The 22,793-nt window shown below is 61.4% G+C and carries 17 protein-coding genes; 6 read left to right on the top strand and 11 right to left on the bottom strand.

What is annotated here, in order from left to right; translation table 11 throughout:
• Positions 1-44: 44 nt before the first annotated feature.
• Together AC0L25_RS18340 and AC0L25_RS18335 are read right to left on the bottom strand one after the other, a co-directional pair.
• Complete coding sequence (locus tag AC0L25_RS18340) at positions 45-1,826, bottom strand: NAD(P)-binding domain-containing protein (protein WP_473596804.1); 1,782 nt, start codon at positions 1,824-1,826, stop codon at positions 45-47.
• 203 nt (positions 1,827-2,029) lie between these two features.
• Positions 2,030-2,989 carry a MurR/RpiR family transcriptional regulator gene (locus tag AC0L25_RS18335; RefSeq protein WP_473596803.1) on the bottom strand — a complete coding sequence of 320 codons (960 nt, stop codon included), beginning with the start codon at positions 2,987-2,989 and terminating at the stop codon, positions 2,030-2,032.
• Between the two features lie 273 nt (positions 2,990-3,262).
• Between AC0L25_RS18335 and AC0L25_RS18330 the strand changes: the two genes are divergently transcribed.
• The 4 genes from AC0L25_RS18330 to AC0L25_RS18315 all read left to right on the top strand — a co-directional run bounded on the left by AC0L25_RS18330 (position 3,263) and on the right by AC0L25_RS18315 (position 7,616).
• Positions 3,263-4,090 carry an ABC transporter ATP-binding protein gene (locus AC0L25_RS18330; RefSeq protein WP_473596802.1) on the top strand — a complete coding sequence of 276 codons (828 nt, stop codon included), beginning with the start codon at positions 3,263-3,265 and terminating at the stop codon, positions 4,088-4,090.
• Positions 4,087-4,947, top strand: coding sequence for an ABC transporter permease (locus AC0L25_RS18325; protein ID WP_473596801.1), 861 nt, complete (start codon positions 4,087-4,089; stop codon positions 4,945-4,947). Before AC0L25_RS18330 ends, AC0L25_RS18325 begins: the two co-directional genes overlap by 4 nt.
• A gap of 120 nt (positions 4,948-5,067) precedes the next feature.
• Positions 5,068-6,234: an ABC transporter substrate-binding protein gene (locus AC0L25_RS18320; protein ID WP_473596800.1), complete on the top strand. Its 1,167-nt coding sequence runs from the start codon at positions 5,068-5,070 to the stop codon at positions 6,232-6,234.
• A gap of 290 nt (positions 6,235-6,524) precedes the next feature.
• Positions 6,525-7,616, top strand: coding sequence for a Gfo/Idh/MocA family protein (locus AC0L25_RS18315; RefSeq protein WP_473596799.1), 1,092 nt, complete (start codon positions 6,525-6,527; stop codon positions 7,614-7,616).
• Positions 7,617-7,806: 190 nt separating this feature from the next.
• On the opposite strand, the gene AC0L25_RS18310 is transcribed toward AC0L25_RS18315, so the two are convergent.
• From AC0L25_RS18310 to AC0L25_RS18290, 5 genes are all read right to left on the bottom strand, one after another.
• Positions 7,807-9,846 carry an aldo/keto reductase gene (locus AC0L25_RS18310; protein ID WP_473596798.1) on the bottom strand — a complete coding sequence of 680 codons (2,040 nt, stop codon included), beginning with the start codon at positions 9,844-9,846 and terminating at the stop codon, positions 7,807-7,809.
• Between the two features lie 118 nt (positions 9,847-9,964).
• Positions 9,965-11,074 (bottom strand): ABC transporter ATP-binding protein, encoded by a 1,110-nt coding sequence (locus tag AC0L25_RS18305; RefSeq protein ID WP_473596797.1) that lies wholly within the window; start codon positions 11,072-11,074, stop codon positions 9,965-9,967.
• A 7-nt stretch (positions 11,075-11,081) separates the two neighbouring features.
• Entirely contained in the window at positions 11,082-11,918 is an 837-nt protein-coding gene (locus AC0L25_RS18300; protein ID WP_095484812.1) for a carbohydrate ABC transporter permease, read from the bottom strand.
• Positions 11,915-12,775 carry a carbohydrate ABC transporter permease gene (locus tag AC0L25_RS18295; protein WP_473596796.1) on the bottom strand — a complete coding sequence of 287 codons (861 nt, stop codon included), beginning with the start codon at positions 12,773-12,775 and terminating at the stop codon, positions 11,915-11,917. Before AC0L25_RS18295 ends, AC0L25_RS18300 begins: the two co-directional genes overlap by 4 nt.
• A gap of 345 nt (positions 12,776-13,120) precedes the next feature.
• The gene (locus tag AC0L25_RS18290) at positions 13,121-14,392 is read right to left on the bottom strand and encodes an ABC transporter substrate-binding protein (protein ID WP_473596795.1); all 1,272 of its coding nucleotides are present in this window, start codon (positions 14,390-14,392) and stop codon (positions 13,121-13,123) included.
• A gap of 106 nt (positions 14,393-14,498) precedes the next feature.
• Between AC0L25_RS18290 and AC0L25_RS18285 the strand changes: the two genes are divergently transcribed.
• Positions 14,499-15,368: a helix-turn-helix domain-containing protein gene (locus tag AC0L25_RS18285; RefSeq protein ID WP_473596794.1), complete on the top strand. Its 870-nt coding sequence runs from the start codon at positions 14,499-14,501 to the stop codon at positions 15,366-15,368.
• Between the two features lie 266 nt (positions 15,369-15,634).
• On the opposite strand, the gene AC0L25_RS18280 is transcribed toward AC0L25_RS18285, so the two are convergent.
• Both AC0L25_RS18280 and AC0L25_RS18275 read right to left on the bottom strand, forming a co-directional pair.
• Positions 15,635-15,991 (bottom strand): hypothetical protein, encoded by a 357-nt coding sequence (locus tag AC0L25_RS18280; protein ID WP_473596793.1) that lies wholly within the window; start codon positions 15,989-15,991, stop codon positions 15,635-15,637.
• Between the two features lie 253 nt (positions 15,992-16,244).
• Positions 16,245-17,498 (bottom strand): YcaO-like family protein, encoded by a 1,254-nt coding sequence (locus tag AC0L25_RS18275; RefSeq protein ID WP_473596792.1) that lies wholly within the window; start codon positions 17,496-17,498, stop codon positions 16,245-16,247.
• A 74-nt stretch (positions 17,499-17,572) separates the two neighbouring features.
• On the opposite strand from AC0L25_RS18275, the gene AC0L25_RS18270 reads away from it, so the two are divergent.
• Positions 17,573-20,038 carry an adenylate/guanylate cyclase domain-containing protein gene (locus AC0L25_RS18270; protein WP_473596791.1) on the top strand — a complete coding sequence of 822 codons (2,466 nt, stop codon included), beginning with the start codon at positions 17,573-17,575 and terminating at the stop codon, positions 20,036-20,038.
• A 152-nt stretch (positions 20,039-20,190) separates the two neighbouring features.
• On the opposite strand, the gene AC0L25_RS18265 is transcribed toward AC0L25_RS18270, so the two are convergent.
• The gene (locus tag AC0L25_RS18265) at positions 20,191-20,643 is read right to left on the bottom strand and encodes a hypothetical protein (RefSeq protein ID WP_473596790.1); all 453 of its coding nucleotides are present in this window, start codon (positions 20,641-20,643) and stop codon (positions 20,191-20,193) included.
• 282 nt (positions 20,644-20,925) lie between these two features.
• Positions 20,926-22,788 (bottom strand): choice-of-anchor X domain-containing protein, encoded by a 1,863-nt coding sequence (locus AC0L25_RS18260; RefSeq protein ID WP_473596789.1) that lies wholly within the window; start codon positions 22,786-22,788, stop codon positions 20,926-20,928.
• Between the last annotated feature and the right edge of the window lie 5 nt (positions 22,789-22,793).

Raw genomic sequence — 22,793 nt, 5'->3', positions numbered from 1 at the left:
CTCCCCGTGTGGGAAGGGGAGAAGGGAAGAAGCGATGGGCCCTGCTACCGCCGCGGCACCCCATAAACCGGTGTCGCAATCCCTTCCATCCGCGCCTTGATCTGCAGCGCGACGAATTTCGAATAGAAACGCGACAGCGCCAAATTGCCGCCGTGGAACCACAGCGCTTCCTGCGCCGTCGGCTTCCACATGTTGCGCAATTCGCCTTGCCACGGACCCGGATCGCCTTTCACGCCCGAGCCAATCCCCCAGCACGGGCCGACCTTGTCGGCAACCTCGCGCGAGACGATCGCCGCCACCGTCTCGTTCATCGACTGATAGCCGGTGCAGGAGATGATCGCATCGGCCGCCAGCTCGGCGCCGTCGTCGAACAGGATTCCGGTCGGCGTCAGCGATTTGATCTCGACACCGCTGCGGATGCCGATCTCGCCGTCGATGATCAGATCGGAAGCGCCGACGTCGATGTAGTAGCCCGAGCCGGTGCGGTAGGCCTTCATCAGCAGCCCGGTCTCGTCGTCACCGAAATCGATGGCGAAGCCGGCGCCGCGCAAGCGGTCGTAGAAGGCCGTGTCGCGGGCCTTGATGATGTCGTAGAGCACCCGCTGGCTTTGCGGCAGCAGCGCGAACGGCGTCGAGGCGACGATCATATCGGCCTTCTCGGTGGTGATGCCGCGGGCCAGCGCCTTTTCCGAAAAGATCTCGAAGCCGACTTCCATCAGCGTGTCGGACTTGACCACCGTCGTCGGCGAGCGCTGGATCATGGTCACCGCAGCGCCGCTCTCCCAGAGGTCGACGGCGACATCGTGTCCCGAACTCGCCGCGCCGATGACGGCGACCTTCCTGCCGCGGAATTTCTCGCCGCTGGAATACCGGCTGGAATGCAGGATCTCGCCCCGGAAGATTTCGGCGCCCGGTAGCTCGATCTGCCTGGGAGGGCCATAGGCGCCAGTCGCAAAGACGATATGCTTCGGCTTCAGCGTGATGCGCTCGCCGGCGCGGTCGACCTCGACCGTCCAGATTTTTTCGGCTTCGTCGTAGGACGCGCTGATGCATTTTGTGGAGGCCCAATAATTGAGCTCCATGACGCGCGTATACATTTCCAGCCAGTCGCCCATCTTGTCCTTGGGCGTGAACACCGGCCAGTTTTCCGGAAACGGGATGTATGGCAGATGGTCGTACCAGACCGGGTCGTGCAGAACGAGCGAGCGATAGCGGTTGCGCCAGGAATCGCCGGCCTGCGCGTTCTTCTCGATGATGATGGCCGGCACGCCGAGCTGCCGCAGCCTTGCCCCCAGCATGATGCCGCCCTGGCCGCCGCCGATGACCAGGCAGTAGGGCTGCTCAATGGCACCGAGATTACGCGCCTCGCGCGCCCTCGCCTCTGCCCAGGTCTCGCGGTCCGGATCGGCCTTGTGGCGGACACCCAGCGGCCGCGCCGGTCCCCTGCGCTCCTCAAAGCCCTTGAGATCGCTCATCGCCGTGAACAGTGTTCGGCATCTGCCGTCCTGCAGGCGCAGAACACCCTGGCCCCGCGCCGATGCCGTCTCGAAGGTGAACCAGGCCTCGACGATGCCTTCGTCCGAGCTTGCCTCGCTGCTGAGCTGCCAGGCGGTCGGCTTTGTCGTCGCCAGCGTGGCTTCCAGCATCTCGCGGATCGCCGCGCGGCCTTCCATCGTCTTGATGTTCCAGGTGAAGGTCAGCAGGTCTCGCCAGTAGCAGTCTTCGACGAACAGGTTCGTCGCGGCCTCCCCGTCGCCCGCCTCGAGCGCCCGGGCGAGGGAGGAAAGCCAGGTGGCGGCCTGTTTCGATGGTGCGATGTCGAGCATCTGTTTTTTCTCTCCTTCAAGGCAACCCAATCCGGATTGGAGCCGTCAATTGTCGAACTCGGCGCTGCCCCTCATCCGCCTGCCGGCACCTTCTCCCCGTGAACAACGGGGAGAACGGACAAGCTCCAGCGCTAGCGACCCCCTCTCCCCGTCCTTTACGGGGGGTAAGGGTGAGGGGCAGCGCAAACCCCATAAACCAGGCGTCAATCCCCCAGCGGCTCCATCTCCTTGCCCGTCCTGTGGATCTGGGCGTTGTATTTGATGCGGCGGACTGTTTCGCGGGCCGAGCCGTCTAGCTTGTAGGCGGCCGCCACCGCCATCAGGTCGATCGCGGCCAGGAAGGCGAAGCGCGAGGCGGTCGGCTTCAGCGTGTCGGGGTATTCGGGCACCGCGACTGTCAGCCTGACGTCGCAGGCGCGGGCCAGGTCGGTGTCGGGCGCGGTCACGCCGATCGCGTTGGCGCGGTAATGCTTGGCCAGCTCGACGGCCTCGATCACCTCGCGCGTGCGTCCGGTCGCCGAGATGGCGATCACCAGATCGCTGGGCTTCAAGGTCGAGGCGGTCATCCGCATCAGATAGGGGTCGCATTGGGCGCTGACGGTGATGCCGTAGCGAAACAGCCGGTACTGGGTTTCCTGCGCCAGCGCCGAGGAGCTGCCGCCGAGGCCGAACACCGTGACCTGACGCGCCTTGGCGATGAGCTCGGCGGCCTTCACCAGCTGCGCCGGATCAAGCTGCCGTTCGGCCTCCTGCAGCGCCCGGCGCGCCTCGCCGAACACGGCATTCCAGAACGGCATGCCATTGTCGCTGCTCACGGGCGGCGGCTTGCTCAGATACAGCGCGCCGACGACCAGGCTCTGCGCCAGCTTCAGCTTGAAGTCGCGCACGCCGTCGCAGCCGATGGCGCGGCAGAACCGGGTCACCGTCGGTTCGCTGACCTGGGCGCGCTGCGCAAGTACGGCATTGGATGCGTCGACCGCGAACCTGACATCATCGAGCACGACATCGGCGACGCGCCGCTCCGCCGGGCGCAGTTCACCGTAGGAGTCCTTGACCAGCGAGATGATGTCGGGAATACGCCTGACATGATCGCGTCCATTTGGATCGCGCCCATCTATGTCGCCGTCCAAGACCGGCCTTCCCAGGCCGTCAGCTTCGGTCATGAGTCATCCCCTGACATTCGTGGAACTCGACCTCTAGCATGTTTGCGCACCGCTTGCCTGCTCCGCCTCATGCGGCCGGTTCCGGAAGTATGTAGGAAAGCAACAAGCATTTCAAGAAATAGAAAATCTAACCCAAACAATGCTGTAGTCGTGGTACAAACGATCTCGCTGACTAGAGCCGCGGTCGCCGCTTGACAGTAAAGTAGGATAGTTACAGACTGATTTTGCGGACGGATGACCCACTGGATCATCGCGCAATCCCTGAGGGGGCGCATGAACGCGGGCAGTGCAAAAACCCCGAAGCTTGGCGTGCACGACGCGACCAAGGTCTATCATACGGTTTCTGGCGACCTGTTGGCGCTGGACCGCTGCAGCCTCGACGTCCACGCCAATGAGATCGTCTCGATCGTGGGCCCTTCCGGCTGCGGCAAGACCACCCTTTTGTGGTCGATGTCCGGGCTGCATCGCCTGACCAGCGGGACAATCCGGCTCGACGGCAAAGAGATCACCGGTCCGCATCCGGATATCGGCATCGTCTTCCAGGAAGCAAACCTGCTGCCCTGGCGCCATCTCGACGCCAACATCCATTTTCCCTTCGAGATCAAGGGCGAGAAGCCCGACCGCGCCTGGATCGCGCATCTCGTCAACCGCGTCGGACTCGACGGCTTCGGCGGCAAGTTTCCGCGCGAGCTTTCGGGCGGCATGCAGCAGCGCGCCGCGATCGTGCGGGCGCTGGCGCTGAAGCCCTCGGTCCTGCTGATGGACGAGCCGTTCGGCGCGCTCGACAGCTTTACCCGCGAAGAGATGAACCGTCTCGTCGAGGAGATCTGGCTCGATACCAAAACCACCATCGTCTTCATCACCCACAGCATCGAGGAGGCGATCTTCCTGTCCGACAGGGTGGTGGTGCTGAGCGCGCGGCCGGGCCGCGTCGCCAAGGAATATCGCGTGCCGTTTGCGCGCCCGCGCTCGCTGGACATCATGGCGACCAAGGAGGTCTTCGACCTCACCAACACGATCAAGATGGACATCGTCGGCGAGCGTATACGGCCGAAGGCGCGGGAGCGCGGCACCGCAGAAATTGTGAGGATCAGGCCGTGAGCGGAGGCGACGCGATACCGGAATTCCCGAAGTCCAAACCGGGCGCCAAGGCCGGCGATGGGCACGAAGTCAGCTTAACCAATCTTTCGGCCTTCGCCAGCGGGCCCGGCATCAGGTCGGGCGCCGAGGTCGCGGCCATCATCGCTGTCGCTGTGTTCATCATCGGCGGCATTGAACTGGCGCTGCGGCTGTTCAATGTGCCGCACTACATCATGCCGGGGCCAAGCGCGATCGCCTACGCGCTGTACGACGAGTTCCCGCTGATCGCGCCGCATCTCGGCTACACGCTGGTCGAGCTGGTCTCCGGCTTTTCGATCGGCGCCATTATCGGCCTGGTGATGGCCGCGGTGATCACGCAATTCCCGTTCGCCGAGAAGATCGTTGCGCCGTACATCCTGATCCTGGTCACCACGCCGATGCTGGCGCTGGTGCCGCTTCTGATCCTGCGTTTCGGCTTCGGCTACACGCCGCGCATCATCGCGGTGGCGCTTGCCGCCGGGCCGATGGTGATGATCAACGCGGCGACGGGCTTTCGCCGCGTCGACAGCGCCAAGATCGCGCTGGCGCGTTCCTATGGCGCCAGCACCTTGCAGATATTCTGGAAGATCCGCGCGCCGATGGCGCTGCCGATGATCCTTGTCGGCCTGATGATCGGCGCGATCTTCGGGCTGCTGACCGCGGTCGGCGCCGAGATGGTCGGCGGCGGCTTCGGCCTCGGCAACCGGCTGACCACCTATTCGTCGATGATCCAGATGCCGCAATTCTTCGCGGTGGTTCTGATCCTGTCTACGCTCGGCATCCTGATCTACGTGCTGTTCTTCCTGATCGGGAAGAAATGGGCGAGCTGGGAGGCGTAGTGCATGTCACCCAAAAGTGCGCAGCGGTTTTGGGATAACGACATGCAGGCGAGGAGACGACGGCGCCCGGGAGGCGGGCGACAGGCAAGAAACTACCAGCAACAAAAAGGGGAGAATGCCATGACCAGGGAAAATTATATCGGTTCCAAAGCGGGCATCAGCCGCCGCACCTTCCTGCAGGTTACCGGCGCCGGCCTGGTGACGGCCGCCGCGCTCGGCGGCTCGAGCTTCAGGGCGCTGGCCGAGCCCTACGGCAAGTTCACCTGGATTTCGCCGCGCGGCACGCTCGAAGTGCTCGACGATTATCCGTACTGGGCCGCCAAGAAAGCAGGCTATTTCGGCGACCTCGACACCGACATGCAGCCGGGCCCGTCGGACGGCACCGCGACGGTGAAGTTCGTCGATGTCGGCCAGGCCGATATGGGCTTTCCCTCGCCCGGCGTGTTCTCCTTCGCCATCCAGAACGGCATGAAGCTCAAATCCGTGTTCCACATGGGCGCGCGCGACACGTTCAGCTTCGCCTTCCGCAAGGGCGAGGGAACGAAAGACCTGAAGACGCTCGAAGGCAAGACCATCCTGCTCGGCTCCGCCGCATGGCAGTCGATCACCGACCCGCTGCTGGCTTCGCAAGGCGTCGACATCAATAAAGTCAAGTATGTCGAAGCCGGCTGGCCGACCTGGGGCACCGCACTTGCCGGCGGCCAGGGCGATGCGGCGCTGTCGTGGGAAGGGCTGCGGGCCGAGTGGATCGCCAAGAACCTCAACTTCGAATATTGGCTCGGCGTGCAGAATTCAAAACTGCCGGCGAACACTTTCGTCGTGCGTGCGGCCGATCTGGGGGATCCCGACCGCAAGGCGTTCCTGGAAAAATACCTGCGCGGCTGGGCGATGGGCCTCGAATTCGGCTACCAGAATCCACGCGCGGCCGTCGAAGCGGTGTTCGAGCAGTTCCCGACGCTGGCCAAAAATCTCGGGCCTGAGCTCGGCACCACCTCGATCCTGCAGCAGATCAACGTCTTCCGTGGCGACATGGACAAGCGCGAAGGCTGGGGCTCGCACGACATGGCGAGCTGGCAAGGCTTCTTCGACCAGATCCACAAGATCGGCCAGATCACCAGTCCGGTAAAAGCCGCGGATGTCTGCACCAACGAATTGATCGGCCCGGCCAACGATTTCGACAAGGCCAAGGTCAAGGCCGATGCGGACGGTTACAAGCTGTCCGAGGGCTTTGCTGCGCTCGATGTCGACAACATCAAGGCGCATCTGTTCGATTCAGCGGTTAAGTAAGGCGCTGGGGGTAATTGTCGATGTCGGCGCCGCCCCTCATTGCTCTGCGGCCGCCGGTTTGCAGGACCTGGGTTCCTCTCCCCACTTCGTGGGGCGAGGAACCCAAGTTCTGCAGAGGCAGCCGCACTTGGCGCTTAGCAATCCTCTTCCCCAATGAGGTCCATTTGAGAGAAGGTGCCGGCAGGCGGATGAGGGGCAGCACCAACCTGAAGTGATTGCCCTGGATAAACATACGGGCGGCGACAGGGTTGCCGCCCACTATACGATCAAGAAGAACAAGGGAGGTGGCATTGGCCGACAAAGTAAAGGTGCTGGTGATCGGTCTTGGCAATATGGGCGCGTCGCACGCCAGCGCCTATCACAGGCTCGACGGCTTCGAGATCGTCGGCATCATGAGCCGCACGATCAAGAGCAACAAGAACATCCCGGCGCAATTAGCCGGATATCCGCTCTACGAGGATTTCGACCTGGCGCTGAAAGAGACCAGGCCGGATGCCGTTTCCATCAACAGCTGGCCCAACACGCATGCCGAATATGCGCTGAAGGCCATCGCCGCCAATTGCCACGTGTTCATGGAAAAGCCGCTCGCCACCAATATCGGGGATGCCGAGAAGGTGGTTGCGGCGGCTCGCGCCAAGGACCGCAAGCTGGTGCTCGGCTATATCCTGCGCGTCCATCCGTCGTGGATCAAATTCATCGAGGTTGGCAAGACGCTCGGCAAGCCGCTGGTCATGCGCCTCAACCTCAACCAGCAAAGCAGCGGCAGCGCTTGGCACTGGCACAAGAACCTGATCGATTCACTGATCCCGATCGTCGATTGCGGCGTGCACTATGTCGACGTCATGTGCCAGCTGACCGGCGCCAAACCGGTGCGCGTCCACGGCGTCGGCGCCAAATTGTGGGCCGATGCCGCCAAGCAGAACTATGGCCATCTGCACGTCACCTTCGATGACGGTTCGGTCGGCTGGTATGAGGCGGGCTGGGGCCCGATGATGAGCGAGACGGCCTATTTCGTGAAGGATGTGGTCGGCCCCAAGGGCGCGGTCTCGATCGTCGCCGGCCAGCAGGCGAGCAGTGCAGCCGAGCTGGCCGAGGTGTCGAATTCAGCCGATATCGACCGGCACACCAAGACCGATGCGCTCAAGATCCACTATGCCGAGGTCGACGGCGACAAGAACTTCAAGAAACCCGACGAGATCGTCAGCATGGAGGACGAGCCCGGCCATCAGGAGCTTTGCGATCGCGAGCAGGCGTTTTTCCTGCGCGCCATCCGCGAGGATCTCGACCTGTCCGAACAGATGAATGCCGCGGTCAACAGCCTGCGCATCGTGCTTGCCGCCGAGCAGAGCATCGAAGAAAGGCGGACCGTCGAGCTGACGTGAGGCCATCTGCGCTGCTGGCGCGGCAATCGCTTAGGCTTGTGCCGCCCCTCATCCGCCTGCCGGCACCTTCTCCCCGTAAGTGACGGGGAGAAGGGGGCTGGCCGCAACGCCGGCGATCCCCCTCTCCCCGTTTTTCACGGGGAGAGGGGAAGGGTGAGGGGCAGCGCAGGCCACCGCGATTTGCCTAGCATCAGCCCATGCGTCGCGCGGGATGCTGGTCCGAACCGCCGTCCAGCCACGCAAGGTCGTCGGGCGAAAGCGCGATGTCGAGCGCCTGCAGACTGTCGTCCAGCTCGTCGAGCGTGCGCGGTCCGATCAGCGGGACGGACGGGAACGGCTGGGCCAGGACGTAGGCGAGCGCGACATGGATCGGGCTCTTGCCCAGCCTGTTCGCGAGCTCGATCGCCCGGTCGCGACGGCCGAAATTTTTCTCCGAGTACCAGACCCGGACCAGCTCTTCATTGTCACGCTGGTCGCGCCCGGCGCGGCCGGTGAAGAAGCCCCGGCCCTGGCTCGACCAGGCGAAATTGGGCATCTGCCGGGCGGTCAGCCACGCCTTCCATTCATCGTCCGACGACGTGACGCAACCCGGCCAGATCGGGACCAGCATTTCGGCCAGCGAAAAATTGTTCGAAAGCGCGCCCGGCCTCTGCTTGCCGGTCCGCTCGGCATAGGCAATCGCCTCGTCCATGCGTTCCTTCGTCCAGTTCGAGCCGCCGAACGGACCACGAATGCGGCCAGCCCTGACTTCCTGATCCATTGCGTCGACGAATTCGTCGACCGGCACGTCCGGGTCGTCGCGGTGCATGAAATAGACATCGACATGATCGGTTTGCAGCCGGTCGAGCGACTGGGTGAGCTGCTTGCCGATAACATCGGGATAGCAGAGCGGGGTGTGTGCGCCCTTGCCGATGACCACCGCTTGCTCACGCACACCGCGGTTTTTCAGCCATTGGCCGAGCAGCGTTTCGGTGTAGCCGCTGCCATAGATATAGGCCGTGTCGAAGACGTTGCCGCCGGCTTCGAAATAGGCATCGAGCAGGATCATGCCCGAGGAGAACGTTCGAAAATCCTCGAAGCCGAGCGCCAGGCACGAGGCCGGCCGCGGCAGGCACGGAATTTCGCGCTTCGGGATGGTGGTGCCGCCGGAGCGCAGCCGCCGGCCGGCGATTGTGTTGACGCGTCGTTCGGGCTTCTCGATCCCGTATTCGAGGCCGATTGCGGCACGCCATTTGTCGAGCACGCGCAGATTGCCGAGGCTGTCGGCCCAGCCCATGCCCGGCCAGGCAAACTCCTGCTTTCCAGCCAGGATCGCCTCGCCGGCGGCGTCGACCTCGAAAGCGTAGAGCCAGCGGTCTTCTCTGACCTCGACCACCTCCTCACCGTCCGGACGGATGATGCGGATTTCGCCGGTGCCGCCTTCCTTGCCGCTTGCGAACCAGAAATCCGCGACCTCGATGCGGCCCTTGGTGCCGAGGATGCGCAGGACGTTGTCCTGCGCCAGCGAGATGCCGCAGGAGACTTCGGCGACGATGCCGCTGGGAAAATGCAGCAGCGCCGAGGCCCATTCGTCGACGCCAGACTGGCCAAGATGGGCTGCGCCGACGACCTTGTCCGGCTCGGCGAAGGGTTTTCCCAATGCTGCCCCGGCAATCAGCCGCGCCATCGAGACGGGATAACCGCCGACATCCAGAATGCCGCCGCCGGCGAGGTCGTTGGCATAAAGCCGGTGCTCCGGCATGAAATCAGGCATGGCGAAGCCGAAGCTCGACTTCACCATGCGCACCTCGCCGATTGCGCCGGACCTGACCAGCTCGACCAGCTTTGCCGTCTGCGGGTGCAGCCGGTACATCAAGGCTTCGCCGAGAAATGTCCCGGCCTTGCGCGCCGCATGGACCATCGCGTCGGCCTCGAAGGCGGTCAGCCCCATCGGCTTTTCGCAAAGCACATGCTTTCCGGCCTCGGCCGCCTTGATCGCCCATTCGGCGTGGCTCGGATGCGGCGTCGAAATATAGACCGCATCGACGTCCGGGTCCGCGAGCAAAGCCTCGTAACCCTCGAGGATGCGGGCGCCGGGGAAGTTTTCAGCGAAGCCTGATTTGCCGGGATTGCGCGCGCCAATCGCGACCAATGTGCCGGTGCGCGAATGGGCCACGCCGCCGGCAAAGGCCTTGGCGATGGTGCCGGGCCCGAGAATGCCCCAGCGGATCTTTCGTGGTTCGGACGTCATTTTTAGATCTCCTTGGGGTCGCCTCGGCGTAGTAAAAGAAAATTGCGTGTCCTGGTGTGCATGTCGTTGTCCCAAACCGCTGCGCGGTTCACGCCCGAGGGCTTTTGGGCGACTTGCACTAGCGAATGCGGGCACCTGACTTGTCGAAGAGAAGCGACCGGCCGGCCTTGATCGACACCACCATGTGGTCGCCAGTCGCCCGCTGCCGCGATGCCTCGCGCTCGATGATCAGTTCCTCTCGTCCGGCATTGGTCCCCGGGTTGGCCCCGGCACTGGCATAGACATAGCTCACCGATCCGAGATGCTCGGCGACATCGGCCTTGACGGCGATGTCGCAATCGCCTTCGCCGGCCTCGAAGAAATGCTCTGGCCGGACGCCGAGCACGACCTCGCTGCCGACTGCTGGCGGGGCACCCGAAAGCGGCTTGCGCAGTTTGGCGCCACAATGGTTGGCGAGTTCGACGGTCGCTGCACCGTCGCCGGCCTCGACCACTTTCGCCGCCATGAAATTCATCTTCGGCGAGCCGACGAAACCGGCGACGAAGCGGTTGGCGGGGTCGTCATAGAGATCGAGCGGCGCGCCGATCTGCTCGATATTTCCGGCGTTTAGCACGACGATCCTGTCGGCCAGCGTCATCGCTTCGGTTTGGTCGTGCGTCACATAGATCATGGTGACGCCGAGCTCCTTGTGCAGGCGCGAGATCTCGACCCGCATCTGCACCCTGAGCTCGGCGTCGAGATTGCTGAGCGGCTCGTCGAACAGGAACACTTGCGGTTCGCGCACGATGGCGCGGCCGATGGCGACGCGCTGGCGCTGGCCGCCCGACAATTGTCGCGGACGCCGCTTCATCAGCTCGGCGATGCGGAGGATCTCGGAGGCACGCTTCACCCGCCGCTCGGTGTCAGCCTTCGGATTGCCGTTCATCCTGAGCCCGAAGCTCAAATTCTGCTCGACACTCATATGCGGGTAGAGCGCGTAGGACTGGAACACCATGGCGATGCCGCGGTCGGCAGGCTCGATATTGTTCACCACCTTGCCGCCGATGGCGATCTCGCCGCCGCTGATGTCCTCGAGCCCGGCAATCATCCTCAGCAGCGTGGACTTGCCGCAGCCGGAGGGGCCGACGAAGACGACGAATTCGCCGTCCTCGACGTCGATATCAGCGCCGTGAATGATATGAAAGCTGCCGAAGCGCTTGACGACATTTTTGAGTGTGACCGCTGCCATGCTGATCCTATTTGATGGCGCCGGCGGCAATGCCGGCGACGAAATGGCGCTGCAAGAGCACGAACACGACGAGCATCGGCACGGTGAGCATCACGGCGCCCGCCATGATGCCGCCCCATGACACTTTGGTGAGGCCGATCAGCGTGCCGAGCGCTACCGGCGCCGTCATCGCGCCGGGCTTGGAATTGATCAGCAGCGGCCAGAGATAGTTGTTCCAGGAAGCAAGGAACAGGATGATGGCGAGCGCCGCCAGCATCGGCCGCGCCAGCGGCAGTGCGACGAACAGGAAGATCCGCCATTCCTTGACCCCCTCGACCCGAGCGGCGTCGAACAGATCGCCCGGCATCATCGAGAAGCTCTGCCGCATGAACAGCACGCCGAGCGAATTGAAGAGCGGCGGCACGATCAGCGCCACCCAGGTGTTGGCGAGCTTGAAGTCGCGCGCCACCATGATGAATTGCGGGATCAGCACCACAGCGTAGGGAAGCGTGATGGTGCCGAGGATGATGGCGACGACCACGCCCTTGCCGAAGAACTGGTAGCGCGCCAGCGCCCAGCCGGCCATCGAAGTGAGCAGCACCGACAGGAACGTGTAGGTCACCGCCACCGAGACGGAGATGCCGATGGCGCCGATGAAATTGGTGTCGCGCTGCAAATTGTTGACATTGTCGAGGAAGCTGCCGTGCGGCAAAAGCTCGATACTGGGGCTAAAAATGCCTCTGTCGGGCATGGTCGAAAAGATCACCATCATCCACAGCGGAAACAGCCAGATCAGCGCCAGCGGCGTCAGGAACAGATGCAGCGCGATGCTGCGCCCCAGTTTTGAAGAGGAACGCGAGCTCATTTCGGATCCCTCGTCAGCCACAGTTGCACCAGCGAGATGGCGATCGCCAGCCCGGCCATGGTGTAGGCGATGGCCGAGGCGTAGCCGAAGTTGAGCGATCGGAAGCCCTGGCGGTAAAGCAGCAGCCCGAGCGTTTCGGTGCCGCCGCCCGGTCCGCCGCGCTCGGTGATCAGGAAGGGCTCGGTGAACAGCTGCATGGTGCCGATGATCGACAGCACGGCGCAGAACACGATGATCGGCTTGAGCAGCGGCAGGGTGATGTAGAAGAACTGCTTAAGCTTGCTGACGCGGTCCAGCGTCGCCGCCTCGTAGACGTCCTGGGGGATGGACTGCAGGCCGGCGAGCAGGATGATGGCGTTGTAGCCGGCCCAGCGCCAGGTCACCGCGATCATGATGACCGCCATCGCCGGCGTGACGTTGGAAAACCAGTCGATACGGGGCAGGCCGACGCTGTTCAGCAGCTTGTTGATGATGCCGTAATCGAGATTGAACATCAGCCGGAACGCCGCGGAATAGGCAACTTCACCGACCACGACCGGGGCGAAGAAGGCGAAACGGAACAGGCCACGGGCCTTGAGCAGAGGCGAATTGAGCAGCACGGCCATGACGATCGCCAAAGTGATCATCACCGGCACCTGGATGACGAGGATGAGCAGCGTGTTTTTCAGCGCGTTGAAGAAGGCGGGGTCGCCGGTCAACCGGCCCCAGTTGAAGGTGGGCGCGAACCGCCACGGCACAGTGCGCGTCGCCTGGAAGGAGATCAGAAAGGAGCTGATGATCGGCCACAGCCAGAAGATCGAGAAGATCAGCAGATAGGGTGCGAGGAAGCGATACGCCGTGGCGTTCTGATAGCGCATTCTTTCTCCTTCCTGTCTCGCGCTGGAACGCGGGGTTAATGATGCGGCTGCAACCGGTGGTTCATGGACTTCTGGTGAGGACCACTTGTCGATCTCGGCGCTGCCCCTCATCGCCCTGCCGGGCACTTCTCCTCGTATAGTGACGGGGAGAAGGGACGGGCCGCAATCTGGGCGTGCATTCTGCAACGTTGCTGATTGGCGAAACCATTGATGAGAGCGCCCCTCTCCCCGTCACTATACGGGGAGAGGATGCCGGCAGGCAGGTGAGGGGCAGCGCAAACGTCCCAGAAAGGAGGCGCTCCGAACCCGTCTTCGACTTCGGCTCGGCATCACCCGAACTCCAGATCACTCTTCGACCGGCAGGCCGGTCGCCGAGGCGATCTGGCTTGCGGCATCGTCGAGCGCCGCCTTGGCGTCGGGGTAGCCACCGCCCAGATATTTGGTCTGCACCGCGCGGACGATGATTTCCGCGTCGCTCTGGAACGGGGTGCCGCGGCTGGGGACGACCTTGGGCAAGGTGCCGAGGATTTCCTTCCACACCGCCTGACCGCCCCAATAGGGCTGGCGTTCGCTGACATAGGGGTCATCGAGCGCCGAGATCAGTGACGGCACGAGGCCAAAACCCTTCAGCATCGCTATCTGGCCCTCATTGGTCGCAAGCGAGTATTTCAGGTAGGCGTAGGCGGCCTCCTTGTTGTTGGACACCGAGGTGATGGCGAGCGACGAACCGCCGAGATTGGCGGCGCGCGGGCCGTCGGCAGTGAGGCTCGGCATCAGATAAACGCCCCATTTGCCGCTGCCGTCGGGCGACTCGGTGCGTATGGTGCCCTCATACCAGCCGCCATACATCTGGGTGGCTACGGTGCCGGCGGTGTTGTTGGTGATCTTGGTGCTCCAGTCGGCCGAGGTGATGATGCCGGCGTCCTTCATCTCCTTGATCTTGGTCATCGACGCCACACAGGCCGGCTGATTGACGGTGATCGACTGCCCGTCGGCGGCGAAATAGGCGCAGCCCTGCTCGTTGGAGATCATGCGGAAGAATTCGGAGTCGCCGTTGAAATCGGCGTTGGTCATCGTCACGCCGGGATTGGCGTCCTGGATCTTCTTGCCGGCGGCAATGAAATCGTCCCAGGTCTTGATCGAGCTCGGATCGACGCCGGCCTTCTCATAGAAGTCGCGGCGGTAGTACATCGCCACCGGGCCCGAATCCCACGGCATCGCATAGGCCTTGTCTTCCACTTCGAGCTCGGTGCGCTTGAAATCGGGGAATTTTGCCTGGTCTTCGGCCGTATAGCCCAGCGTGTGGAGGTCGACGAAGCAGTCCGGGAACTGGCTCCAGTAGTTCTCGGCCTCGCCGTTCTCGATCGTCACGATATCCGGCAGCCCCTCGCCACCGGCGGCGCAGCCGGCGATCGACTTGTCGTAGGTCGGCTGGTTGCCGAGATCCTGGACCGTGACCTTGATGTCGGGGAATTGCTTGTTGAAGCCTTCTATGGTGGCCTTCAGCGATGAAGCGGCGACGTTCCAGCTCCAGATCGTGATTTCGCCGGATTGCGCAAAGGCCGGGGCAGAGCCCAGGGCAAGCGCGAGCGCGGCGCAGGTCAGTATGGTGCGCATTGAAATCCTCCCATTTCATTTGCTCTCTCATCGCGAGCGTGCCTAGACTAGGCACTGGGAGAGGCTTGTCCGCGACAAAAGGAATAAAAAATTGGCGGAAAGTAAGATGCCAGAAAGGCCGTTTTATCAGCCTGGCGCCAGCAGCGTGGAGGGTCTGCCGCTGCTGCTGCAGATGTTTCACACCGAGCCTCTGGTGATGCTGAAGCCGCACTGGCATGCCCAGGTCGAGGTGAATTTCATCGTCCGCGGCGCCGTGCACTACCGGATGGATGAGCACGAGATCTCGCTTTCGGCCGGCGACATGTGCCTGTTCTGGGGCGGCCTGCCGCACCAGATGGACGAAGCGTCGGACGACGCCGTCTATGCCGGCGCGCATCTGCCGCTGGTGCACTTCTTCCGGCTGCATCTTCCCGCCGACGTCCGCAACCGGCTGATGACAGGCGCGACATTGGTGACCGGCGCCACCGACCGGTCGGACGACCACAATTTCGAGCGCTGGAACCGCTATGTTCGGTCGGGCGATCCGGGCAAGGCCGAGCACGCCGTCAACGAGCTGTTGCTGCGGCTGGAGCGGGTGCGCTTCGAGCCTTACCGGCTGGTACCCGAAACCCCGATCGAGCAGGAACCAGGCAGTCCCTTCGATCAGCAATCCCTGCGCAATGTCGGGCGCATGTGCGACTTCATCGCGGAGAATTTCCTCTACGACGTCGACTGCGTTGATATCGCGGCGGCGGCCGACATCCATCCCAAATACGCCATGAGCATCTTTAAGAAATCGACCGGCATGACGCTCAACGAATATGTCAACCTGTTGCGGCTCAGCTACGCGCAGGCGCTGCTGATGCACCAGGACGCCAACGTGCTGCGCGTCGCCATGGACTCCGGCTTCGGCTCGCTCAGCGCCTTCAACAAATCGTTCCGCAAGCTGGCCGGCATGTCGCCGTCGGATTTCCGCAGAGGCGCGGGCGCAAGATAGTTCCCAGCCAGGTCGGCCCGGCACCAAAACGGCCACGGTTAGTGGCCAATTGAGCGCCCACGCAAAGACGCACCACCGGCCCGAAGCCGGTGGTGCTCTCTGGACAGTCTGTAGGGGCAGGACCGTTCCAGGGATCCCTAGGGATCAGGCTTAAATGTCGGCTTTTCCTTGACCCATGGCATCGGCCGAACAGATGAAGGAGCCTGCCAACTGGCTAAGAATCTCGACACTGCGATGCACCGCCGAGCAGCGCATGGTTTGCAATACTATTCGGCTGCGTCAGGAATTTCGCCGGAGGTGTCGTCGGAAGTCTCTGCCGGATCGGCCTTTCTTGCCAGGAACTTGTCCAAGGCTGCCTGCAAGGACAAGGTGGCCTGCGCTGAGGCCGGCGTCGTAGAAACGACAGCCATTGCATGAGCAATTCCGGTCGTGGACTTATCCCTGGCCGCCGCAGACGTTGCGGCTCCGTGTCCCTGCGATCCGGCCGCGGCCGAATTTCCGCCATTGCCGTTGCTTGCGCCGTTACCCTTGCCATTGCCATTGCCGCCGGGTCCGGCGAGGACTGGAGATGCGACAAGGGCGAGAGCGGCGACCGTTGCGAAGAGACTGGTTCGAGTTTTCATGATTCCTCCTTCGAGCCGCCCTCCCGCCAGGATGGTTCCGGACTATGAATATGAGGACTCTCTAATGTGATGGTCCACTGTTCAGCCAGTTTCGTCTAAATGCGCCCGTCCGCAAGGGACCTTGGTCCGAAATTGAAAAGCAAAGGTCCTAGCTCTATTGGGCGGCGTATTCCGAGCGGCGAACAAAGCGCGGCAAAGGCTGGTGCAGACCTTAAGGTTAGACCATCCTGGTTACTTGCTCATGCTGCCAATACTAAACTAAAAGCAACGGCTGGTCGGCGGGCGAGCTGGTATCGAAGCTTAGATCGCGGGCATCGGGGGCAAAGAGACGTGCGCGTCCGAACCGTGGTTTGTAGTGACAAAGCAGGGTAGATACGGCGCGAAACACGGGAATCCCGATTTCCGCGCGGGTCATTTCTGCAAACCACAAATCGATTCCTCTATGCGCCAAGGCGTTGAGCACGTCGGATAGGTCACGTTCAACCGCTGGATGAGGTAGACTTGGCGCGACGTGTTGGATCGGGGCCATATTCAGAGGTGGCGTTTTCATAGAGGCTTTCTCTCGCCATCGCGACCAAGCGCCAGCTTCGTCGCCAAGCACTCGTGAAGCCCCGAGCGAAATCTCCATTTGAAGCATCTCCGTCAAGGCAGCTGTCGCAGCGGACTGTAGGTTTTTGCCCGCAGCAAAGCCTAGCGAGACGTCTTTGCCTTCCGGTTCAGCAGAAGCGGCGGCAATCACCGGGATATTGATGTCCGAGGTGATGTCGAAGAGCCAGGTTCGACGCTCGCGATCCCACAGCCAGTCAACAAGAGCATCGATGCCCGAGAGACAGGAGGGATCAATTATTTGGCGCTGCCTTCTTCCATACCACCAGCGACCTGTCGCATCCCTCTCGACTAGCTCCAAGATAGCCGCCAGTTTCGCAGCGTCCGCACTCGGCCCTGCAGCGCACCCACTGCTATCGCCGATGGCGACCGCGCCCTCCTCGCCGGCCTCTTTCCGTCCTATGAAAGCAAAGTCTGCTGGTATGAACGCCCCATCCCCCCCAAATGCATCTTCAACCTTCAGCCAGTCCAGCGCGGCAGATTCATCCCTGATCGGCGGTCGCCAATCAAAGCCAATATTTTCTTTGTTCCATACACCGCGGGCGACGATCTGATGGGAACTGAAGCCGTTCAGGCTTTCAGGAGCGATTGCCGCTGACCCGATCTCGTCGACTGTAGCGGTGATCAACGGCTCATCACCCCATGAGCAGCAACTGAAGAGTTCGGCTGCCTCGCCAAGGCAACTCGCCCGGCAGTCGTCCATGCTCAATCCTCGGCCGCTCGCCAGCCTGCCAGTTTCGGGCATTGCTGAGCGCGGCGTTGCCGGCATTTGCAACAAAGCATTCTTAGGGATCGCGATAGCGAAGTGAGCCGGAACATCCGTCATAGGCAGGTTAATCACGTCGAACAGCTCGCCGACTCTGGCGAGCTCGCTACACCCATCTATGAAAGCAATTGCCATCGGTTCGTTGTATCGTCGACTAAGCCCGCATTGGAGAGCAGAATAGCACATTCGACAGGGCATCAGCGGCGACTATGCAAGCGAGATCGGAGCGAGCGACCCTTAAATCAATCCTGTTTGCGGATCTGGCTCAATATAGCCAGCTAACCGCCGCCGACGAACTTGGAACACTGGATCTCGTTTCGCAGTGTTTCCAACTCTTCCAAACCCATTGCGAGGAATTCGGCGCCGAGTTCATTAAGACGACCGGCGACGGGGTCCTGATACTGTTCGACGGTGTATCGAACGCCATCGACTACGCCCTTTTCATGCAGGGTAGCCTAGCTGACCTCCTAGACAGGAGAGCGTTTTACAGTCGGTTCCGGATCGGATTGCATATTGGAGAGGTTCATCGCCGTGAGGGCGACGTGTTTGGCCATGCGATAAACGTGGCTGCTCGGGTGCAGGCTATGGCCGAGCCAGGCGGTGTGTGTGTGACGCAAGACGTCTATTGGGCGGCCCGCAACACCGGGCGGTGGCGGTTTCGGTTCGCCGGGCGGCCCGCTTTGAAGAACATGCCTGAGCCGCTGACGCTCTACAACGTGGTTGCCTCCAACCTTGCTGATGTCCCGGACAACGGCCATCAGCGACTGATTTCGGTCATTGATGGGCTTGGCCTTTACAGGGAAGATGGCGAAGCAATCGCATTGCGTTCCCCGAAAGCGCAGGCACTGATTGGATACCTCGCACTGTCCCGCAATTTTCAGGAGGTGCATGACCGGCTGGCTACCTTGATCTGGCCAGAACGTGGCCCGGTAGCCGCTCGGCGTGCGATGGCGAACTGCCTACAGATCGCGGACAGATCAATTGCGGGTGGCTCCGCGGCAGGAATTCTCAGACGCGGAAATATTATCGGGTTGAGCCCCTCGCGCATAACCGTCGATGTCGTTCGCATGTTGAATGATCTTGGAGAGGGCAAGATTGACGACCTGCTGCTCAAACGATCGGATTGGTCCGAGGCGATCTTATATGGCCTAGAAGACACCAGCGACCTATTCAGCGCATGGCTGAGCGTGACCAGGCACAACTGGCGTGACCACGCATTGGAGGCCTTAGAGGCCATGCTGGAACGCTTCGAGATTTCCGAACCTGCAATGCGCAGGGCAGCAAATGCCCTCTTAGTACTCGAACCTAGCCATGAACGCGCTGCGCGCTGTCTCATCCGCCACCATGCAGAACTGCAGAATGTCGCCGCTGCAATGCGCGTCTATGAAAATCTGCGCGATCTTCTGCGCGAACGATATCAGTTGCTGCCTAGCATGGAAACGACGGCTTTGGCAGAGGCGCTTAAGGATCCGGGCCCGCAATTGTTGAGCAGAGGGAAACCACCGCGGCCGAGCGGACCCGCGCCAGCGCTCGCGGTCGGAAAATTCGAGACGCGAACTAAGAAAATCTCTCTTCTGGTATGGGGATTCCGCTCGGAACTAATCGTCAATTTGTCCAAATTTCGGGAGTTCACAGTCGTCGAGTTGAAGGATGGCGCGATCGAAGGTCCCGACACGGACTATCTACTGACAGCCCAATGCGTGGACCACCAAGATGATATGCAATTGGTCGTATCGGTAAGCGATCCCAACACGAACCAGGTCATTTGGAGTGAGTCTTTTAGGTTTTCGCTCGGCAACTGGCTATCTCTGCAGAAGCAGTTAGTCGGAAAAATCGCCTCAACTCTAGAGGTTTACCTTTCACATGACAGGCTGTCCCGGCAAGTCAGGGGCCTCCCGCAAAACCTCGGTGTTTATGATGCTTGGTTGCGCGGCGAGGATTTACTAACTCGCTGGACACCAGATGCCGACGACGAGGCCGAACGGCTGTTCGAAGGTGCAATCGCTGCCGACCCGAACTTTGCTCCCGCCTATGCCAGTCTGGCCAGCATCCACAATGCACGGCAATTCATCCGACCGGGAATTGCTGCCGATCCTTCCATAACGAAGCGGACAGCTGAACTGGCCCAGCGCGCTGTGGCCCTCGATCCCCTGGACGCACGCAATCATTTGGTCGTCGCCTGGTCAACAGCCATGACCCGACACTTCGAACAATCGGAAGTGCACTACGAACTAGCCGCTGAACTCAACCCTAACAGTCCGAAAACTTTGGTCTCGGCCGCTCTAGGTATGGCTTTCATGGGCCGCGTCGATCCTGCCTCGCGCCTGCTGGAGCGTGCAATGGATTTGACATCCATGTTTTTGGACTACCAGTGGTCTCACATCGCGGTAATCCGTTATTTTGCCGGAGATTTCGAAGGCGCTGTAGCGGCCGCCGACCGGTCGAGGAATGCGATCGTCGACACCGCTGGTTGGAAAACTGCCGCCCTGCGCAAGTTAGGCAGAACGGATGAAGCTCGTGCGGCGCTGATGCAATTGCACACGTCTGTTGCTGCGGCCTGGGCAGGGCCCAAGCCCCCGACGCCGAAGGAGATTTTGCGCTGGTTTGTAGAAGCCTTCCCCATCAAGCGGGACGAGGATCGGCGAGATCTGGAGCAACTATGCCAGGCAGAATGATCCTCGCAAACAATAGCGCGACCCGCGCTCACGTTTGAGACGGGTCGTTTCGTTTTAGGGACAAGTGACGTGTTGACTGGCTCAGTGGGCCATGGCGCGAACAATGGCCGGCGGTCCCAAAAGCAGGTCCCGCCGGCTGATCTAAGGCCGCCTCAACGGCAGCGGGTGAGCAGCATCAATCCGAACAGGAATTTGCAGGCTTGGTCCACTTCTGGCGAGGTACCGGCGCCGTATAGCTCACTAATTGCCCTCACGTGTTCTGCGAGGTAACCAGTATCCAGGGGAGGATCGCTCGCTTCCATTTCGGGCAATACAATATTATGTTTCCCGAAGGTGCCGCTAGCTTTCTTTCTACCGTCAGGTACGATAGTCACCTTACAATTATTTCTGTCAATTGGTTCGTCGACTTCAGGAGTAGTCCTCGTCAGTTGATATATAATGGCCGACCCTGCGTAACCTTGGAGTAAATCTGATTTATCCCTGTCACCAGCATCTTCAAAATCGCTGAAATCAGCGATCAAATTGGTGGCGACATCGATATATCCTTGCCTGTTCGGCAGGCCTCCATCAGGGTCATTACCTTCGAAGATCTTAAGCTTTGCCATTTGGTTCCTCCTCTTGAAAAAATTGGATCTCAAGTAAGTCCGAGAGCTCAAGCCGGCTCGGTCCGGTCGCACGCACACTTGAGTATTCCGAACACTGAAAAGAGGATTGCCCCGCCATACCTCGCGGCGGCGCCAATACATAAGCATCGCGTTCCCCACCCGCGGTGACAAAACTAACCATGCTAGTCCGCAGGGCGGAGGCCAACGCCCCGGCCAAACTATCATTCCAGGCACAGTGCCATCAAGTGACGGCCGAGCATCACTGAAGGCGGACCGACGTCTTCAGTGGACGAACGGGGATTGCTGAAAGGCTAGGAGCCAGAAACAGGAACGATCGAGAAGCTCCGACATGACAGTCTCGCGCTCTGTCAAATCCTCATAGCGCTGCGTGGCGCCCCCGCTCATCGGCACGGTGACGGTCTCGCCCCGCAAAAACCCGGAGAGTTCCGCAGGCTGGTCCATTTCGCGTCTGCCTTCGTTTCCGATATGGGTGAATCGGGTGCCCGTTTCACCTGCATGGCAGCCATTGCAGGTGGCGAGCGAAAACTTGCGGCGCGTCTCGACCGGGTCGTTGAGGCTATTGAGATCTGGGGCTGACCAGAAGTATATAGGGAACAAGGTGTTTGAAACGGCGCCCAGGAACGGATCGACATCGTCCGGAAAGCGCTCCCCAACAACATGCCGGTCATTGAGAATGTCGGCTTCGTTGATGACGAAATAGTCCAGTAGGATCCCTTTGCCGTTGAAATCATTGTGCGGCGTCTGCTTCACAGGGACAAGATCGAGCAGACCGGTATCCTCAAGGCGGAACTCGCGCATGTCCCAACCACTGGCGAGCTGATTCTCGTTGGTCCTCATCTGACTGAGCGAACTCGTATTGGGACGCTGACCCGGATTCGATCCATGATCGGTGAAGGCGCGGGTAACGGATTCGAGCGCCTCATTGTAGTCGGCAGTGCCGACGTCAAACTGGTCAAGATCTTTCCAACGTTGTTGCCATGCCTTGACCTCTATGCAGGAATTGGCAGCGATGCCGTATTCGAAGATCACTGTAAAGCTCGCTGGCGTACAGGAGCCGGTCATCAAGCCGAATACCAGCCGCCCCTCTCCTGCACTGCCCCCGGCGCCGAAACCGATACGGTCTGCAAGGTCGGGTCGGTTCACTATGGCGAGAAGCCGCGCCGGGAAGTAGTCGACATCGAGCAGCCCGCTGGGGGACAGTCCGCGCCACCCGTCGATGAAATGTTGCAGCTGCTGATGGCGCGCCGGGACGGTCCAGCCGTTGACCTCATGAGGGAGTCGCCAACTCAACAGCCAGTGCAGTGTGAATTCCTCGGGCGTAAGGCCGGTGCCATGTGCCAACTCGCGCATCAGGTGGCCGAAGCTCCACGGCCCGCCGGGCGAGCCGGTTCCGGTGCAAGCATCGAAGCTGAACTCGTCATCCTCGATCACGTCTTTCGCGGTAATCAGCAGCGAGCGATCACGGTCGATGGCGACGCGCGGTGCGGGCGGCGGAAACGTGGTGAAGATCGGGAAATCGAAGAGATATTCGACCTTGAATTGCTTGCGCTCCAAAGGGTCGAATCGGGACCCCGGCAGACGCTGGAACGGTGTCGTCGCGACGTTGATGTCGAGGGCCTTGGCGGCCCTCAACGGGTCCTGGAAGTCCAGCAGGCGCGCTGCCCGCTCCGCCTCCTGGCGCGCTTTCTTCAGGATTTCGGGCGTTTTGAGCTCGGCATCCCGGATCGCGTCAGCCGCGGTCACGATGTCGCGCGGCCCTCGACGGATTAGGATGTCCTGGCCTGGATCGCGCAGAACGTCGATCGTCGCCCTAAGGCCGGCGCGCAGCGCTTCGAACTCGGCCGTCGTGTCAAACTTGAAACGCGCGCTGAACACGCCGTCGCCCTTGACTCGATCCGGCCCGGCGCCATCGTCGCGAAATGTGACGGTTCCTTCCTCCATCGCCAATGAGAGCTCCGCTACATTGGATGGGCGAGCAGTTGCCATCTCGCCCCGAACCGTCCCGGAATCTTCCGTCAAAAATATGCGTAGCTCGGCGACATTGTTGGCCAGCGTCGCGGCTGTATCGGAAGGCGATCCGATGTTGGTTTCCTGCGTCGGGGCGGCGACAGCCGTCGCCAGCAATAGAA

This window comes from Mesorhizobium sp. WSM4813 (genome assembly GCF_055811555.1).
The sequence above is the reverse complement of the archived record's forward strand: the minus strand, read 5'-3'. Positions and strand labels throughout refer to the sequence as shown.

What these genes read in the sequence shown, in the direction of transcription:
- AC0L25_RS18285 (WP_473596794.1), top strand. Translation starts at nt 14,499, where the DNA reads ATGCCAGAAAGGCCGTTTTATCAGCCTGGCGCCAGCAGCGTGGAGGGT.
- AC0L25_RS18280 (WP_473596793.1), bottom strand. Translation starts at nt 15,991, where the DNA reads ATGAAAACTCGAACCAGTCTCTTCGCAACGGTCGCCGCTCTCGCCCTT.
- AC0L25_RS18330 (WP_473596802.1), top strand. Translation starts at nt 3,263, where the DNA reads ATGAACGCGGGCAGTGCAAAAACCCCGAAGCTTGGCGTGCACGACGCG.
- AC0L25_RS18295 (WP_473596796.1), bottom strand. Translation starts at nt 12,775, where the DNA reads ATGCGCTATCAGAACGCCACGGCGTATCGCTTCCTCGCACCCTATCTG.
- AC0L25_RS18270 (WP_473596791.1), top strand. Translation starts at nt 17,573, where the DNA reads ATGCAAGCGAGATCGGAGCGAGCGACCCTTAAATCAATCCTGTTTGCG.
- AC0L25_RS18290 (WP_473596795.1), bottom strand. Translation starts at nt 14,392, where the DNA reads ATGCGCACCATACTGACCTGCGCCGCGCTCGCGCTTGCCCTGGGCTCT.
- AC0L25_RS18265 (WP_473596790.1), bottom strand. Translation starts at nt 20,643, where the DNA reads ATGGCAAAGCTTAAGATCTTCGAAGGTAATGACCCTGATGGAGGCCTG.
- AC0L25_RS18300 (WP_095484812.1), bottom strand. Translation starts at nt 11,918, where the DNA reads ATGAGCTCGCGTTCCTCTTCAAAACTGGGGCGCAGCATCGCGCTGCAT.
- AC0L25_RS18340 (WP_473596804.1), bottom strand. Translation starts at nt 1,826, where the DNA reads ATGCTCGACATCGCACCATCGAAACAGGCCGCCACCTGGCTTTCCTCC.
- AC0L25_RS18320 (WP_473596800.1), top strand. Translation starts at nt 5,068, where the DNA reads ATGACCAGGGAAAATTATATCGGTTCCAAAGCGGGCATCAGCCGCCGC.
- AC0L25_RS18310 (WP_473596798.1), bottom strand. Translation starts at nt 9,846, where the DNA reads ATGACGTCCGAACCACGAAAGATCCGCTGGGGCATTCTCGGGCCCGGC.
- AC0L25_RS18335 (WP_473596803.1), bottom strand. Translation starts at nt 2,989, where the DNA reads ATGACCGAAGCTGACGGCCTGGGAAGGCCGGTCTTGGACGGCGACATA.
- AC0L25_RS18305 (WP_473596797.1), bottom strand. Translation starts at nt 11,074, where the DNA reads ATGGCAGCGGTCACACTCAAAAATGTCGTCAAGCGCTTCGGCAGCTTT.
- AC0L25_RS18275 (WP_473596792.1), bottom strand. Translation starts at nt 17,498, where the DNA reads ATGGCAATTGCTTTCATAGATGGGTGTAGCGAGCTCGCCAGAGTCGGC.